This window comes from Rheinheimera sp. ATLC3 (genome assembly GCF_059429535.1).
In genome coordinates this window covers 3,507,407-3,522,709 of sequence record NZ_CM182103.1, presented here as the reverse complement: position 1 = coordinate 3,522,709, position 15,303 = coordinate 3,507,407, and the positions used below count along the sequence as shown (strand labels likewise).

The following is a 15,303-nucleotide window of genomic DNA, read 5'->3' as shown; positions in this document are numbered from 1 at the left end:
TATCCGGGAAAACGCCGTTTAAGTAAAATCACCAATCACAGGATCACTGTTTTATTGCCATGCACAAATACTCTGTCTTCGACAATACACTGCAGGGCCTTACTCAGTGCCGCTTTTTCAACATCGCGGCCGGCTCTGGCCATGTCATCTGCACTGAAGTTGTGATCAACCGGCGCCACCATTTGCTGAATAATCGGGCCTTCATCCAGGTGATCATTTACAAAATGTGCCGTAGCGCCAATAATTTTTACCCCTCTGTCAAATGCCTGCCGGTAGGGGTTAGCGCCGATAAATGCCGGCAGGAAGCTATGATGAATATTGATAATTTTGTTCGGATACTGTGCAACAAAAGCCGGCGTTAAAATACGCATAAACTTGGCCAGCACCAGATACTCAGGCTGGTATGGTTTAATGACCTCTAATAGTGCCGCTTCATGCTGCTGCCGGCTTACCCCTTGATGACTGACATAATGGTATGGCAAATCGAAACGGGCGGCCAGTTGCTCAAGCTCAGGGTAATTACCGACGATAGCCGCAATATCCAGCGCCAGCGAACCATCGAAAACCTTCATCAGAATGTCGCCCAGACAATGGGCTTCTTTAGTAACCAGCACCACCACCCTTTTCGCCCGCTGGCTAATCAGGCTGCGGGTTGAGCCTGCGGGCAGCGCACGGTCCAAATCAAACAGCAGAGTTTGATCATTAAATACGCCTTCAAGTTCAGTACGCATATAAAACTGACCACTAACCGGGTCAACATATTCTGTATTACGTATGATATTCAACTGGTGTTTGTAGCAAATATTGGTAATTTGCGCGATTAGCCCTTTTGAATCAGGGCATTCGGTAAGTAAGATTTTGCGTTCCATAGCCATTTACCACTGGTAACTAATCAGCCCAGTGTTTTACCGCACTTTCCCTAATGGCGTCAAAGACATTCAGACGTCTTTTGCTTAACTTGTTGTTTCGGCAAAAAACCGCATAATACCGCACACTATATTGGTTTCTATACAGCCAGGAGTTTATGGCGTCATATCAGTTTAACGTAGTGGGCTATATAAGCTCACCCTATAAACAAAAATTTGCCATTCCGCGCCAGCCAGGTCTTATCCCGGAAGCAACCGGCTATCTGGAGCTTGAACCTGAATACTGTGATGAAGCTATTGTGCGGGGTATCGACAGCTTCAGTCATCTGTGGTTGTTGTTTGTGTTTCATGAAACGGCTGGTAAAGGCTGGTCTCCTATGGTGCGCCCCCCCCGGTTAGGCGGCAATGCCCGTAAAGGCGTCTTTGCAACCCGTGCAACCTTCAGACCCAACCCTGTCGGGCTGTCAGTGGTAAAATTGGAAGGAATAGAGCATAAAAATGGTAAATTGCTTCTTAAATTAAGCGGCATCGATTTACTCGATGGAACGCCAGTTATCGATATAAAACCTTATTTACCCTACTCTGATGCGCTGCCCGACGCGGCCGGGGGCTTTGCCGACGCAGCTCCGCAAACTGCGATGACAGTCAGTTTCTCAGACCAGGCGATACAATTTTGCCTGCAACAGCAAGAACCCGAATTGCAGATTTTTATTGAAAAAGTACTAAAACAAGATCCACGCCCTTCCTATAAAAAGCAGCGCGATGGTGAACAAAGTTACGGCATGACGCTGTATAACTACAATATCAAATGGACTGTGAACGGAGAGCATAACCATGTTACTGAAATTCATCGGCTGCCTTAGCAGCCTGGCCGCAGCAGCGTGCTTTGCCCTGTCCGCCGCCGAGCTGCCTGATTTGCCAGAGCCGGTAAGTAATAATGCAGTCGCGAGTGTCGCTATCCGTGGTAAAACCTATATCGCCAGTTTTATGGGTATAGGCCCTGGCAAACAGTACAGTGATATTCACAACAAAGTGTTTATGCATACGCTGGGAGAATTTGGCTGGCATGAGATGCCAGATGTTCCCAGCCAGCAACGGCTGCAAGGTCGTGTAGCAGCCAGTGCTGTAGCACTAAATAATAACTTTTTTGTCTTTGGTGGTTTTGCTGTTAATGCGGATGGTACAGAACAAACTGCAGCCGACAGCTATCGCTTTGATCCCATTACGAAGCGCTATACCCGCCTCAATGACATACCGGTACCGGTAGATGATGCCGTCGCGCTCACCTACCAGAACCGCTACATCTATCTAATCAGCGGCTGGAGCGACCACGGTAATGTAAATTTAGTGCAGGTGTTTGATAACTATACCCAGCGTTGGTCACAGGCTACGCCTTTTCCGGGAAAGCCGGTGTTTGGTTTGGCCGGTGCTATGGCTGATAACCAGATGCTGCTGTGTGACGGCGTAGCACTGGAATACTATCGCGATAAAAAGCGCGAGTACAAAGCAGAACCTGCCTGTTACCTGGGTACGGTTGGCAGTAACGCTAACCAGATAGACTGGCGCATAGTGCCTCATCCTACCGGCAAAGCCCGTTACCGCATGGCCGGCATTAACACTGAAATGGCCGGCAAACCGATACTGGCGTTTATTGGCGGTAGCACCACAGCTTATAACTATAACGGCATCGGCTATGACGGCAATGCGGCCACACCTGACAGCAAGGTCTGGGTATATTCAATAGCTGAACAGCGCTGGCTCAACGCCGCCGACACCACCGCGGTAATGGACTTACGGGGGCTGGTTAACGTGGATGGCGATATATACTCGGTAGGTGGCATGCAAAATAACCAACAGGTTAGCCCGCAGCTGATTAAACACACAATAAAACTCCAATAGAATTGGTTCTGCCGCCTTGCTAGAATGGCGGCAATTTTTTAGCACGAATATGAGATTACGATGCGCAGCAGTCAGTACTTACTATCTACCGTTAAAGAAACCCCGGCCGATGCCGAGGTAATCAGCCATAAACTTATGTTGCGCGCCGGCATGATCCGCCGGGTAGCATCTGGCATGTATACCTATTTACCAACAGGCGTGAAGGTACTGCGTAAAGTTGAGCAGATCGTGCGTGAAGAAATGAATAAAGCCGGCGCTATTGAAGTACTGATGCCAATGGTGCAACCGGCTGAACTTTGGCAGGAATCGGGCCGCTGGGACAAAATGGATGCTGAGCTGCTACGTTTTAAAGATCGCCATAGCCGGGACTTTGTACTTGGCCCAACGCATGAAGAAGTGATCACCGACCTGGTACGACGCGAGATTACCAGCTACAAACAGCTACCGCTGAGTTTGTACCAAATTCAAACTAAATTCCGTGATGAGCGCAGGCCACGTTTTGGCGTGATGCGCGCGCGCGAATTTTTAATGAAAGATGCTTATTCATTCCATTTAAGCCAGGACAGCCTGCAACAGACTTATGACACCATGTATCAGGCTTACTGCAACATCTTCACCCGGCTTGGGTTAGATTTTCGCCCGGTACTGGCCGATACCGGCGCTATCGGCGGCAGCATGTCACACGAGTTCCATGTACTTGCCGCTTCCGGTGAAGATGCTATCGCCTTCTCAGACAGCAGCGACTACGCCGCCAATATCGAGATGGCAGAAGCGGTTGCCCCTACCGGTGAACGCGGTGCGGCAACACAAACCATCAGCGAAGTCGCCACACCGGATGCAAAAACGGTGACTGATGTCGCCAGCTTACTGGGGCAACCACAAAACCTGGTAAGTAAAACCCTTATTGTCTATGGCGTAAAAACTGACGCGGATACGACTCAGCCATTAGTCGCGCTGGTACTGCGTGGCGACCACGAACTGAATGAAATAAAAGCCGAAAAACTACCGCAAGTGCAAAGCCCACTGGTCTTTGCCAGCGAAGAAGAAATTCGTGCGGCTATCGGGGCCGGCCCCGGCTCACTGGGCCCTGTTGCTATGCCGCTAACCATTATTGCTGATCGTAGTGCCGCACACCTGAACGATTTTATCTGTGGTGCCAACAAAGATGGCTATCACTTAACCGGCGTTAACTGGGATCGTGATATTCAGAACTACAGCGTGGCAGACCTGCGCAATATCGTTGAAGGCGATGCCAGCCCATGCGGTAAGGGCAAGCTGGTCATCAAACGCGGTATAGAAGTTGGCCATATCTTCCAACTGGGCGACAAATACTCACAGGCATTAAAAGCCGGTGTGCTGAATGAAGAAGGTAAACACCAGATCATGACGATGGGCTGCTATGGCGTGGGTGTATCACGCATCATCGCAGCGGCAATAGAGCAGAACAATGATGAATACGGCATTATCTGGCCGGACGCGATAGCACCGTTTCAAATTGCGTTAATTCCAATGAATATGCACAAATCAGCGCGTATTGAAGAAGCGACTGTGCGTTTATATAACGAACTGACCGCAGCAGGTTTTGACGTATTATTTGACGATCGCAAAGAGCGCCCGGGCGTCATGTTTGCGGACATGGAACTGATGGGTATTCCACACAGTATTGTTATCGGCGAGCGCAACCTGGACAACCAGCAGGTAGAATACAAGCACCGCCGTAGTGGCGAGAAAGAAATGCTGGATATCGCCGGTGTTGTTGCTGCCATGCAGCAAAAACTGGCTAAATAAGCCACACACAGACCCAAAAAAAGGCAGCCTGAGCTGCCTTTTTTATTTCGCTGATATCAGAACAACAAATTCTTACCGAAGAATATAGTCGATACCGTATTGACGAAGATCACCGCTAAAATTAGCGGAATAAACGTGCCCAACGAGAAATTAACGTACTTTTGCAAAAACGAACCGGCAAAAGTGCTATTACCCTGACTGATTTCCGCATCGAAGTTGTGCTTTTTCCAGCGGTATATAACAAACAGACACAGCAGTAAGCCATTCAGCGGCAGGATAGTTTCATAGAAAATATCGTACACCACATCAAAGAAAGACTTATTCACCCCACCATAAGACAACAGGTTGCTAAACAGCTCAACACGGCCAAATGACAAGGCAGAAAATACAGCCAGCAAAATCATCGCTGCACCCAGTGAATATAGCGCCGTACGACGGCTAACCCCTTTTTGGTCCATCAGACTGCATACCGGTACTTCAATAATCGATACCAGTGACGTCAGCGCAGCGAAAAACACCAGCAGGAAAAAGAAACCGGCGATAAAAGATGCACCAAAGTAACCAATGTCGGCCTGCATCGCTAAGAAGATTTTCGGCAGAAAAGTGAAAATCATGCTGATACTGGATTCAGACAGCGTGCTGATTTGAATATCAGGGTTAAACGAGAATACCGCAGGTAAAATCAACAAACCCGAGCAACAGGCCACCAACAGCGATAACCCAGCCACCATTTTACCGGCCTGAACAATATTATTGTCTTTTTGAATATAAGAGCCATAGGTGATCAAAATACCCATTGCCAGCGACAGCGAGAAAAACGCTTGTGCCAGGGCGCCGTTTAACACTTTGCCGGTTAATTTATCAAACTCAGGGATCAGGAAAAACTTCACACCCAGCATGGCGTTATCCAGCGTAAAGACATACAGCACCAACGCTATCAGCATAATAAACAGCATAGGCATCAATACCCGTGCCGCCTTTTCGATGCCTTGCTTTACCCCACCTTGCAAAATTAAAAACGTCAGGCCAATCACCACGGCCATGTAGACAAACAGTTCGTTGCTGTTAATAAAGTTACCAAAGCTGTCCGGCCCGGCTAGTTCATTAAGTTGCCCCAGTACTGATTTACCAAGGTAACCAAAAATCCAGACGGTGATCACCAGATAAAACACGCCAATCATAAAAGGCGTGATAACCGACATCCAGCCAACTGTGCGCCAGGCACGGTTCTGGCCAATTTCGCTGTAGGCTCCCAGCGGGTTTTGCCGGGTATGGCGGCCAAGGCTCATCTCCGCCAGCATTACCGGCAGGCAAATAAAGAACACAAAAATGGCATACATGATTAAAAAGGCGGCACCGCCGTTTTTGCTGGCCATAACCGGAAAGGCGACCAGATTGCCGATACCTACAGCTGAACCGGCGGCTGCCAATACAAAGCCGAGGCTTGAACTGAATTGTTCACGTTTCATTGCTACGCGGACTCCCTGAATATTTCTTATTAGAATGTCTGAGCAAGGCTCAGTAATATAAGTAGCGCCCTGCATGCTAACAGGCTGCTGCTGCAAATCCTAGCCTGCACTGCTCCGATGCGTGCAATATCATTGGCGAAGTGTTATCAATCTGCTAAGGTGCGCCAGTAAAAACAGGCTCTGTAAAAGGACGTATCTATGTTCTACATGATTTATTCTGAAGATGTTGCCAACAGTCTGGAGAAACGTCTGGCAACCCGGCCGGCACACCTGGCCCGGCTTGAACAACTGAAAACTGAAGGCCGTTTGCTACTTGCTGGCCCCACGCCGGCGATTGACAGCGCTGATCCTGGCCCGGCTGGTTTTAGCGGGTCTCTGGTGGTTGCAGAGTTTGCCTCGCTGGCTGACGCGCAGCAATGGGCAGATGCCGATCCCTATCTCGCGGCAGGTGTGTATCAACGTTCAACAGTAAAACCGTTTAAAAAAGTACTGCCATAACAGCCAAACTGAGGAAGACAGGAATGAGCCATATTTTACTTACCGGTGGTGCAGGCTATATTGGCAGCCATACGGCATTGGAGTTGCTTAACGCGGGGTTTCAGGTGTTAAGTTATGACAATTTCAGTAACAGCTCTGATGCTGCCTTAAAGCGCGTAGAGCAGTTAAGCGGGAAAAGCATTGTCAGCGTTAAAGGCGATATCCGCGACGAGCAAGCACTGCGTGAGCTGTTCAGTCAGTATGATATTGCTGCCGTTGTGCATTTCGCCGGCCTCAAAGCCGTTGGTGAATCTACCCAAATTCCACTGCATTACTACGACAATAACGTTGCCGGCACCGTTACCTTATGCCGTGTTATGCGCGAGTTTGGGGTGAAAAAACTGGTTTTCAGTTCATCAGCAACGGTATATGGCGATGCCAAACAAGTGCCTATTCCTGAATCGTCGCCACGTTCCGCCACTAACCCTTACGGCCAGAGTAAGCTGATGATTGAGCATATTCTCGAAGACTTAGTGCGCGCAGAACCCGACTGGGGTATTACACTGCTACGCTACTTTAACCCGGTCGGCGCGCATGACAGCGGCCAGATAGGTGAAGACCCTAACGGCATTCCGAACAATCTGATGCCGTTTATCTCTCAGGTGGCCGTTGGTAAACGTGAACAATTAAGTGTGTTTGGTAGCGATTACGCTACGCATGACGGCACAGGTGTACGCGACTATATTCATGTTGTGGATTTAGCCCGCGGCCACCTGAAAGCCTTGCAGTACCTGCAGAAACATAGTGGTATTGAGGCGATAAATCTGGGCACCGGTACCGGCTACAGCGTGCTGGATATGGTAAAAGCGTTCAGCGAAACTAACAAAGTGCCGGTGCCTTATCAGATTGCACCGCGACGGCCGGGCGATATTGCAGTATGTTATGCCGAACCTGCTAAAGCCAGAACCCTACTTGGCTGGCAGGCAGAGAAAACACTGGACGATATGGTGCGTGACAGCTGGCGCTGGCAGTCGGCAAACCCTAACGGGTATAGCAATTAACTGATTAGGCCAAGCTCCAGTGCCAGCAATACGGCCCGGGTACGATCACGCACCCCGAGTTTAGCCAGTATCGCTGAGCACTGGTTTTTAACAGTACCTTCAGATTTATACAGCGCCGACGCGATTTCTTTATTGCTGTAACCGGCCGCCATAAGCTGCAGTATCTCTAATTCTTTTTCAGTTAAAGGTTCAAGCGTAGCTGGCATAGTAAAAGTACTGTCACTGCTTTTCACCGTTTCCAACAAACGCTGGGTAATGTTTGGCGCAAACCAGCTACCGCCCTGTGCCAGCGCAGCAATAGCTTGTATCAGCGTATCCAGTGACACATCTTTTAATAAAAAACCACGCGCACCACAGCTGATACTTTTCAGTACCAGCTCGTGTTCATCAAAAGTCGTTAGAATAAGCACGGGTATATTGATACCGGCTTGCTGCAGCGCGCCAAGCGTTTGAATACCATTCATTACCGGCATGGATAAATCCAGCAAAATCACATCAGGTTGCAATTGCCGGCAACCTTCAACCACACCACTACCATCACTGTACTCGCCAACAACGCGTACACTGGCGCACAAACCCAGTAGTGCTTTAATGCCATCACGGATAAGCTTCTGATCATCAACCAGTATTACGTTATGCACTGTCACTCCCCCGATAGGGCAAACTTATGTTCAGCATCATCGCCTGCTTTTGTGTTGTGAGCACCAAACTGCCACCACATTCGTTAAGCCGCTCGTGCATACCTTTAATACCATTGCCTGCCCGCCATCGCGCCGGCAAGCTGCCATTGTCGAAGATCTGTAGCTTAAGGCAATCTTGGTCGGTAAACGCCCGGATAAATACTTCGCTGGCGCCGCTGTGTTTTAAGCTGTTACTCAGCGCTTCCTGCACGATACACAGTAAATGCTGCGCCTGCTGCAGATCATGCAGCATAATATTCCCCGTAATAGTCAGGTTTACCTTTAGCTGCTCAGGTAACCATGCCAGCAAAGGTGCTATCGCATCCTGTAAAGATACATCAGTGAACTGGCGCATGGTACTGACTGCCTCACGCACATCTGACAGCAATAATTTAGCCAGCTGATGGCATTTATCAATCTGTGTTTTGACGTCGCCGTCAGTTAAGTGACCTGCTACCTGCAGTTGTATTGTCAAAGCCGTTAAATGATGACCGACAAGATCATGTAAGTTGCGGGCAATCCGCGTACGCTCAGCCTGCCGCGACGCCCCTTGCAACAGTTGCTGTGTCGCCTGCAATTGCTGATGCTTCAATTCGAGCTCTTCTTTAGCTGCTTTTGCGTCCCGGCTGGCACTTTGCACCAACACCGCAAACACATGAAAACAGCCATTAAGCAATGCAGTGATCCAGACACTGTGACCGTTTTGCCAGGCTACAATGCTGTACCATGTCGCCACTACCACAAGCACGACCAACATCGCCCGGCCGGTAGACATCACAAACGGCAACATAGCTACCCAGATAATGGTTAGTACTGATAAAAAATCGAAATAATCAGCCGGAAGATACAGCAGCAGGGCAAAAGCGGTTATCAGCTGTAGCACGAGTAACACACCGCCGTAACGTCCTGACAACGTATACCGGCCATGCGCCTGGGTTAGCACAAAGAACAAACTGCCGTACCCGATAAACAACAAATGTACCGGCAACCAGCTTTGGCCCGGTGCTATTTTATGCAGAATATAAAAACTGATGCCATAAACTGCCAGCCAGGTGGCCAACCCCGCCAGAACGGCAAAATCATATTGTTTTTTCATAAGTGCATTATGCAAGATGCTGACATAACAGCAATATGCCAGAAGTCATAGTGAAAAATCCTGACTTATGGCACCTGCCTTAATAAAAGTTGCCGGGTAAGCTTTTGCTATCAATCTCGGAGGCTTATTATGCACACACTTTATACCGTCTTACTTTACCTGCACATTACACTCGGTGCTGTGGCTTTGTTACTTTACTGGCTTCCTATCATAGTGCGTAAAGGCAGTAAACTTCATATCAGCGCAGGCAATATTTTTTATTACATCATGCTGCTGGTGTCGGGCTCCGGCGTGGTATTAAGTTCACTGGGCCTAGCTGACCCGGTTGCTATTTATGCTGCAGGAAGCCAGTTAAACCCTGAACAAATACAGCGCATGCTGGTGTGGCGGGTGCCGCTATCGCAATTTCTATTACTGCTTAGCCTGTTAACCTGGGTCACTGTGCGCCACGCAATTGGTGTACTTCGCACCAAACATAATCGGGCGCTGCTGCGGCGCTGGAACTACCAAGGCCCGGTGTTTTTGCTGTTCCCTACTGCTTTATATGTTGCCTGGCAAGGGCTAAGTGTCGGTATGCCATTGTTAATCATCTTTGCCTGCGTCAGCTTAGTAACAGCGTCCACAATCAGTTGGTATGTTTACAAAGCAGAAGTCAGCCCGCGCGCCTGGATTATCGAGCATTTCAGTGCCATGGTAGGCAGTGGTATCGCGGTTTACACAGCATTTTTCGCCGCAGGCGGGCGCAGAATATTGGCGCAGTGGCTACCCGGCGACTGGCAGTTAATCAGCTGGCTGGCTGCACCAGTTATTGGCACAGCGGTACTCCTGAGTTTAAAGGGCTATTACAAACGCAAATATAAAGTCGCACCGCAGAAAGCTTTACAACCTTGATGCTACTGGCTTAATGTCGGGTTTAATCAGGCGAACAGAGCAGCACTATGATAAACCCGGCCATACACAACAAAGTTATCTGGATCACTGGCGCTTCTGGTGGTATTGGCGAAGCCTTGGCCCGGGAGCTGGCAGCAGATGGTGCCAGGTTAGTGCTCAGTGCCAGGCGCCTTCACGAACTGGAACGGGTTAAGGCAAGCCTCGCCAATAGTCAGCAGCATTTATTACTTCCATTAGATATTACCGACTTTAATGCAGTATCAGCCGCCATCGCGACGATAACGCAGCAAATAGGTGGCCTTGACTGGCTGATCAATAATGCTGGCATCAGCCAACGCGCACTGATAACTGACACCACGGCGCAAACAGATCGCACACTGTTCGATGTCGATTACTTTGCTCAGATCCACCTAACCCGCAGCGCATTACCGCTACTGCTGGCGGACGGCGGCGGTAAAGTCGTATTTATCTCGTCAGTTGCTGGTTTAGTCGGTACTCAATATCGAGGCAGTTACTCAGCAGCTAAAGCTGCTTTGCATTTGTGGGCAAACAGCCTGCGGGCAGAACTGTTTGATAAAGGCCTGCAGGTGGCAACGATTTTTCCGGGTTTCGTTAAAACCGATGTATCACGTAATGCGCTAACCGGAGATGGTTCTACTCTTGGTAGCATGGACGATGCCCAAGCCAATGCCATGACGGCCGAAACCTTTGCTGAAAAAGCCGTTAAAGCGCTGCTGAAAGGTAAAAACTATATTGTTATCGGCGGCTTGAAAGAACGCCTCGGCGCCCTGGTCTCGCGCTTATCGCCGGAACTGCTATATAAAATGGTGCGTAAAAGCAACGTGCGTTAAGGCAATATGGCGTGATAAACCAGCCGTAGGCCTAGCAGTAACATACTGATACTAATCAGGTAGTAAAACACTTTTTCATTCATCTTATGCTGCAAAACAATACCCAGTTTTACACCAAGCCAAACCAGTGGCAGGCTCAGCAAAGCATAACCCAGTAAAGCGGTATTGAGTTGGCCTAATATTATGTATGGTGGCAGTTTCAACAGATTTACAGCAGCAAAAAACACCACAGCAGTAGCCAGGTACTGCTGCTTAGGCAAGTGTTGTGGTAACAAATACATATTTAGCGGTGGACCACCTGCGTGGGCTATAAAACTGGTAAAACCGCTTAGCGCACCGAGCACACGCCCCGCGGCAGATGACGTGAAGTGCGATTGATTAACCACTTTAAACAGCATATTCAGGGCAAACAGCAAGGTAATAATACCAAGTAACAAGCGCAAGCCCGCTTCGTCCAAAGAGCCAAAACTGATATAACCCAGCACAATGCCAACTACTGCAGCCGGTAGTAACAGCATTAAATGCGCCCTACTGTGCTGTCCCCACCATTGCCGGAGGCTAAGCACATCAGCAATGATCAAAATCGGTAGTAACAGCGCAGCAGCAAAGGCAGGGCTTACCACCAATGACATCAGAGGCACGGTAATGCCACCAATAGCGCCAGCGAAACCGGATTTGGAAATGCCGGTAACCAGTACTGCCAGCGCGATAACCAAAACGCTTAATATATTAATATCAGGCACAATTTAGCTTTTTATCAGTAAGGTTGTTCAGGCGCGATCATTTTAAAGCGGATTAAGCAGCCTACCCAGTGTTAATTGTTTAATTAAACCCACAAAAACAAAAAATCTCACATTTATCACTCGTAAATATATCATCGCAAGAATATACCAACATTATTACATATGGACTTACGTGGAACACCCTGTATTACATCCGTCATTGGCTTAATGCTAGTCAAGGAAATTTATTAAAAAAATGCTGGAGGTCCCTGCCTGAAAACATGCCCATTACAGAGCCCAGGCTCTGTACTTGCTACTCAATCAGCCAAACCTCATGAGCTACACCTCCTTTAAATTCAGGCCGAACTACCTAAAACAGGAAATAACGATAAAAAATTGAAAAAATAGAAACACAAAGTTCACTAAAGTGAAATAATTTAAAAGCAATATAAGAGTATTATTTCATCCGGGTTGGAATATAACAGTCCAATTTAAGTTAACTCTCTGTTTAAAAGGATGAAAATGAATGAAAAAGTTACTTATTTCCTTACTGTCTGTTGCTGCGCTATCTTCTGCAGCGAATGCTGCAACAGTTACTTTCTATGACGTGACTCAAAACGTTCCACCTGCTTCTAATAATTTCTCAATATGGGCAGGCGCTTATAACGCGTATGGTTATTGTTATATGAAAGGCTTTGATGACGCTCTGACTTATACCACCTCTTGTGGTGAAGATGAGATGACATTTGCTGAATACAAAGGCGGCAATAAATGGAGTACACGTTCAAGTGGCTCTAAAAATCAGTGTTATCCAATTTTGGACAGCGTGACTTGTTCTATTAATAACTTTGATATGCTCGCTAGTGAAGACGAGCTGCAAAATCAACAATAAGCTAAGGTGTACTAGCTCAGACTTGCTCTTATCGAGGGCCCATTCATTGCGGTTACCGATAGATTGGTAGCGATGTCTACTGTCCCCAGAACAATCGACACAGACGCTTAGTTGAGGCTGCAATACCTTTAAACAAAACCAAGGCGCTTAACGCGCCTTGATTCTTTTGATATTAACCTCTGCCTTCACGGCTGGGCTTTTTGCCGGTAGGCTGGCGCTGTGGCTTGCCTCTGGCGGGTGCAGGTTTCTGCCGCGTGGCAGCTTTGCTAGCGTCTGTCTTCTCAACAGGCTTACGTTCTTTCGGTTTACGCTCCGGGCTTTTCTCGGCGATCTGATGCTTACGCACTGCCCGCTTCATACTGGCCATGCGGCGGCGGCGCTCGTCTCTGTCTTCCGGTTTCACTAAGGTTGCCACTTCCGGCGCCAGGCTGACTAACTTTCGCAGGTAGTTCACTTCGTCCAGTGGGTATTCTGCATAACCACCGGCCGGCAAATGCTTAGGTAATAATAAATCGCCATAGCGTACCCGGATTAAGCGGCTAACCACCGCACCTTGCGACTCCCACATCCGGCGCACTTCGCGGTTGCGGCCTTCTGTCAACACAACATGGAACCAACGGTTAATACCTTCGCCTGGTAAGGCTTTAATTTTTTTGAAATTCGCTTTACCATCTTCTAGCTCAACACCGGTGCGCAAGCGCTGGATCATTGCATCATTAATCTCACCAAATACCCGAACCGCGTATTCACGTTCAACTTCAAACTTGGGATGCATCAGACGGTTGGCCAGTTCGCCATCAGTGGTAAATAGCAGCAAACCCGAGGTATTAATATCAAGCCGGCCGATAGCAATCCAGCGTGCACCTTTGATATTAGGTAAGCGGGAAAACACCGTTGGCCGCCCTTCAGGGTCGGTACGTGAGCAAATCTCACCTTCTGGCTTGTGATAAGCCAATACGCGACAAATTTGTTGCTCTTCACTGGCAATCTGTACCGGATGCCCATCAACCCTTACCTGCTGGTTTGAGCTAACACGATCGCCCAGGGTTGCCGGTTTACCATCAACGGTCACGCGGCCACCGCTTATCCACTCTTCCATTTCCCGGCGAGAGCCAAGACCGGCGCGGGCCAGCACTTTTTGTAGTTTCTCACTAGCGGTTTTATCACTCATCAGTGTAATTCTCCTGTCGTCACGACGGTGTCTGCCAAATCCAGGCTTATCGCCTGAAATTCTGGCAAGGGGGGTAACTGGGTTAAACTTTTTAACCCAAAATAATCTAAAAATTCTTTGGTGGTGGCATAAAGTCCCGGCCTGCCCGGCACCTCTTTATGGCCTACCACCTTAACCCAGCCACGGTCCAGTAGAGTTCGCATGATCTGGCTGCTGACCGATACACCACGAATATCTTCTATTTCGCCACGGGTAATGGGCTGACGGTACGCTATCAATGCCAGTGTTTCCAGCACCGCCCGCGAATAGCGCGGCGAGCGCTCTGGCCAAAGCCTTGCTAAATAATCACTTAACTCAGGCCGAGTAATAAAACGGTAACCTGATGCCGTTTGGTTTAGTGTAACGCCGCGCCCGGCATAGTCCTGTAGCAACCTTGCTAAGGTGTCATTCAGGCGTTTTTTGCTGATGTTCAGCCCATCCAGCACTGTTGACTGTATATCGTCTTGGCTAAGAGGTTTGTCAGCTGCGAAAATAGCAGCCTCAACCAACTGCATTAACTGAACATCATTAATTTTGCCCGCCATTATGCCTCAGTATCCTTTAATTTGACATGGATCTGGCCGTACGCCTGCACCTGAATAATGTCTATCAGCTTTTCTTTGGTTAGCTCCAGCATCGCCAGAAATGTAACTACCACACCCTCACGGCCTTCACTGATGTCAAAACAGGCAGAAAATGCCAGATAGCCCTGATGGCTACTGAGTAAATCCAGAATACGGCTCATGCGTTCACGGGTAGATAAATGTTCACGTTTTATATGATGATGCTGAAAATCCTTCGCCCGTTTGACGATATCTTTTAGCGCCAGCGCCAGCTCGCCTAACTCCACATCAGGCAAAATCAGTAGCGGGGCAAAGTTGTCTGCCAGACTGGCATTGCCGGTGAAATGATCGCGCTCGTCCCGCGGTAAGCTGTCCAGCTCTGACGCGGCCTGTTTAAACACTTCATATTCCTGCAGGCGACGGATAAGTTCGGCTCGGGGATCTGCTTCATCATCGTCCGTCTCAGTGTGCCGTGGCAACAGCAAGCGTGATTTGATCTCCGCCAGCATTGCCGCCATCACCAGATACTCTGCCGCCAGTTCAAAATTCAGCCCCTGCATCAGGTCAATGTATTCCATATATTGCAGCGTAATTTCGTTTACCGGTAAATCGACGATATCAAACTTATGCTTGCGTATAAGGTACAGCAGAAAGTCCAGCGGCCCTTCAAAGGCATCAAGCAGTATCTCCAGCGCATCAGGCGGAATGTACAAGTCTTCCGGCCGCTCCAGCACCGCCTCACCGCGTACAAAAGCCAGTGGCAACGGTTGTTGTACCGTTAAACAGTCTGGTTGCACAGTGTCTGGTTGAATGCTGACAGGTTGAATATCGCTCAAGG

Annotated in this window: 16 protein-coding genes; 8 read left to right on the top strand and 8 right to left on the bottom strand. The window is 48.6% G+C overall.

Annotated features, from left to right (window positions below; translation table 11 throughout):
- Window positions 1–35 precede the first annotated feature (35 nt).
- Window positions 36–869, bottom strand: a complete 834-nt coding sequence (purU, locus tag AC5SV9_RS16375; RefSeq protein WP_475148603.1) for a formyltetrahydrofolate deformylase — start codon at window positions 867–869, stop codon at window positions 36–38.
- A 155-nt stretch (window positions 870–1,024) separates the two neighbouring features.
- On the opposite strand from purU, the gene tsaA reads away from it, so the two are divergent.
- The 3 genes from tsaA to AC5SV9_RS16360 are packed head-to-tail and all read left to right on the top strand — an operon-like array spanning window position 1,025 to window position 4,553.
- Window positions 1,025–1,729 carry a tRNA (N6-threonylcarbamoyladenosine(37)-N6)-methyltransferase TrmO gene (tsaA, locus tag AC5SV9_RS16370; protein ID WP_475148601.1) on the top strand — a complete coding sequence of 235 codons (705 nt, stop codon included), beginning with the start codon at window positions 1,025–1,027 and terminating at the stop codon, window positions 1,727–1,729.
- Complete coding sequence (locus tag AC5SV9_RS16365) at window positions 1,701–2,765, top strand: Kelch repeat-containing protein (RefSeq protein WP_475148599.1); 1,065 nt, start codon at window positions 1,701–1,703, stop codon at window positions 2,763–2,765. Before tsaA ends, AC5SV9_RS16365 begins: the two co-directional genes overlap by 29 nt.
- Before the next feature lie 60 nt (window positions 2,766–2,825).
- Window positions 2,826–4,553 (top strand): proline--tRNA ligase, encoded by a 1,728-nt coding sequence (locus tag AC5SV9_RS16360; RefSeq protein WP_475148596.1) that lies wholly within the window; start codon window positions 2,826–2,828, stop codon window positions 4,551–4,553.
- A gap of 56 nt (window positions 4,554–4,609) precedes the next feature.
- Here AC5SV9_RS16360 and AC5SV9_RS16355 read toward each other — a convergent pair whose 3' ends face one another.
- Window positions 4,610–6,022 (bottom strand): sodium-dependent transporter, encoded by a 1,413-nt coding sequence (locus AC5SV9_RS16355; RefSeq protein ID WP_475148594.1) that lies wholly within the window; start codon window positions 6,020–6,022, stop codon window positions 4,610–4,612.
- Window positions 6,023–6,220: 198 nt separating this feature from the next.
- Here AC5SV9_RS16355 and AC5SV9_RS16350 point away from each other — a divergent pair, with 198 nt between their 5' ends.
- Both AC5SV9_RS16350 and galE read left to right on the top strand, forming a co-directional pair.
- Window positions 6,221–6,520: a YciI family protein gene (locus AC5SV9_RS16350; protein WP_475148592.1), complete on the top strand. Its 300-nt coding sequence runs from the start codon at window positions 6,221–6,223 to the stop codon at window positions 6,518–6,520.
- Between the two features lie 23 nt (window positions 6,521–6,543).
- Complete coding sequence (galE, locus tag AC5SV9_RS16345) at window positions 6,544–7,560, top strand: UDP-glucose 4-epimerase GalE (protein ID WP_475148590.1); 1,017 nt, start codon at window positions 6,544–6,546, stop codon at window positions 7,558–7,560.
- On the opposite strand, the gene AC5SV9_RS16340 is transcribed toward galE, so the two are convergent.
- Window positions 7,557–8,201: a response regulator gene (locus AC5SV9_RS16340; RefSeq protein WP_475148588.1), complete on the bottom strand. Its 645-nt coding sequence runs from the start codon at window positions 8,199–8,201 to the stop codon at window positions 7,557–7,559. The two genes, galE and AC5SV9_RS16340, sit on opposite strands and share 4 nt — an antisense overlap.
- Complete coding sequence (locus tag AC5SV9_RS16335) at window positions 8,194–9,336, bottom strand: sensor histidine kinase (RefSeq protein WP_475148586.1); 1,143 nt, start codon at window positions 9,334–9,336, stop codon at window positions 8,194–8,196. Before AC5SV9_RS16335 ends, AC5SV9_RS16340 begins: the two co-directional genes overlap by 8 nt.
- 129 nt (window positions 9,337–9,465) lie before the next feature.
- Between AC5SV9_RS16335 and AC5SV9_RS16330 the strand changes: the two genes are divergently transcribed.
- Complete coding sequence (locus AC5SV9_RS16330; protein WP_475148584.1) at window positions 9,466–10,227, top strand: hypothetical protein; 762 nt, start codon at window positions 9,466–9,468, stop codon at window positions 10,225–10,227.
- A gap of 47 nt (window positions 10,228–10,274) precedes the next feature.
- Window positions 10,275–11,078: an SDR family oxidoreductase gene (locus tag AC5SV9_RS16325; RefSeq protein ID WP_475148581.1), complete on the top strand. Its 804-nt coding sequence runs from the start codon at window positions 10,275–10,277 to the stop codon at window positions 11,076–11,078.
- On the opposite strand, the gene AC5SV9_RS16320 is transcribed toward AC5SV9_RS16325, so the two are convergent.
- Window positions 11,075–11,821 (bottom strand): sulfite exporter TauE/SafE family protein, encoded by a 747-nt coding sequence (locus tag AC5SV9_RS16320; RefSeq protein WP_475148578.1) that lies wholly within the window; start codon window positions 11,819–11,821, stop codon window positions 11,075–11,077. The genes AC5SV9_RS16325 and AC5SV9_RS16320 overlap by 4 nt on opposite strands.
- Window positions 11,822–12,326: 505 nt before the next feature.
- Here AC5SV9_RS16320 and AC5SV9_RS16315 point away from each other — a divergent pair.
- A complete protein-coding gene (locus AC5SV9_RS16315) occupies window positions 12,327–12,692 on the top strand; it encodes a hypothetical protein (RefSeq protein ID WP_475148576.1) in 366 nt (121 codons plus the stop codon).
- A gap of 172 nt (window positions 12,693–12,864) precedes the next feature.
- Here AC5SV9_RS16315 and rluB read toward each other — a convergent pair whose 3' ends face one another.
- The 3 genes from rluB to AC5SV9_RS16300 are packed head-to-tail and all read right to left on the bottom strand — an operon-like array spanning window position 12,865 to window position 15,292.
- Window positions 12,865–13,863: a 23S rRNA pseudouridine(2605) synthase RluB gene (rluB, locus tag AC5SV9_RS16310; RefSeq protein WP_475148574.1), complete on the bottom strand. Its 999-nt coding sequence runs from the start codon at window positions 13,861–13,863 to the stop codon at window positions 12,865–12,867.
- Window positions 13,863–14,447, bottom strand: a complete 585-nt coding sequence (gene scpB / locus AC5SV9_RS16305) for an SMC-Scp complex subunit ScpB (protein WP_226767029.1) — start codon at window positions 14,445–14,447, stop codon at window positions 13,863–13,865. The genes rluB and scpB overlap by 1 nt, the downstream gene beginning before the upstream one ends.
- On the bottom strand, window positions 14,447–15,292 hold the full coding sequence (locus tag AC5SV9_RS16300) for a segregation and condensation protein A (RefSeq protein ID WP_475149449.1): 846 nt from the start codon (window positions 15,290–15,292) through the stop codon (window positions 14,447–14,449). The genes scpB and AC5SV9_RS16300 overlap by 1 nt, the downstream gene beginning before the upstream one ends.
- Between the last annotated feature and the right edge of the window lie 11 nt (window positions 15,293–15,303).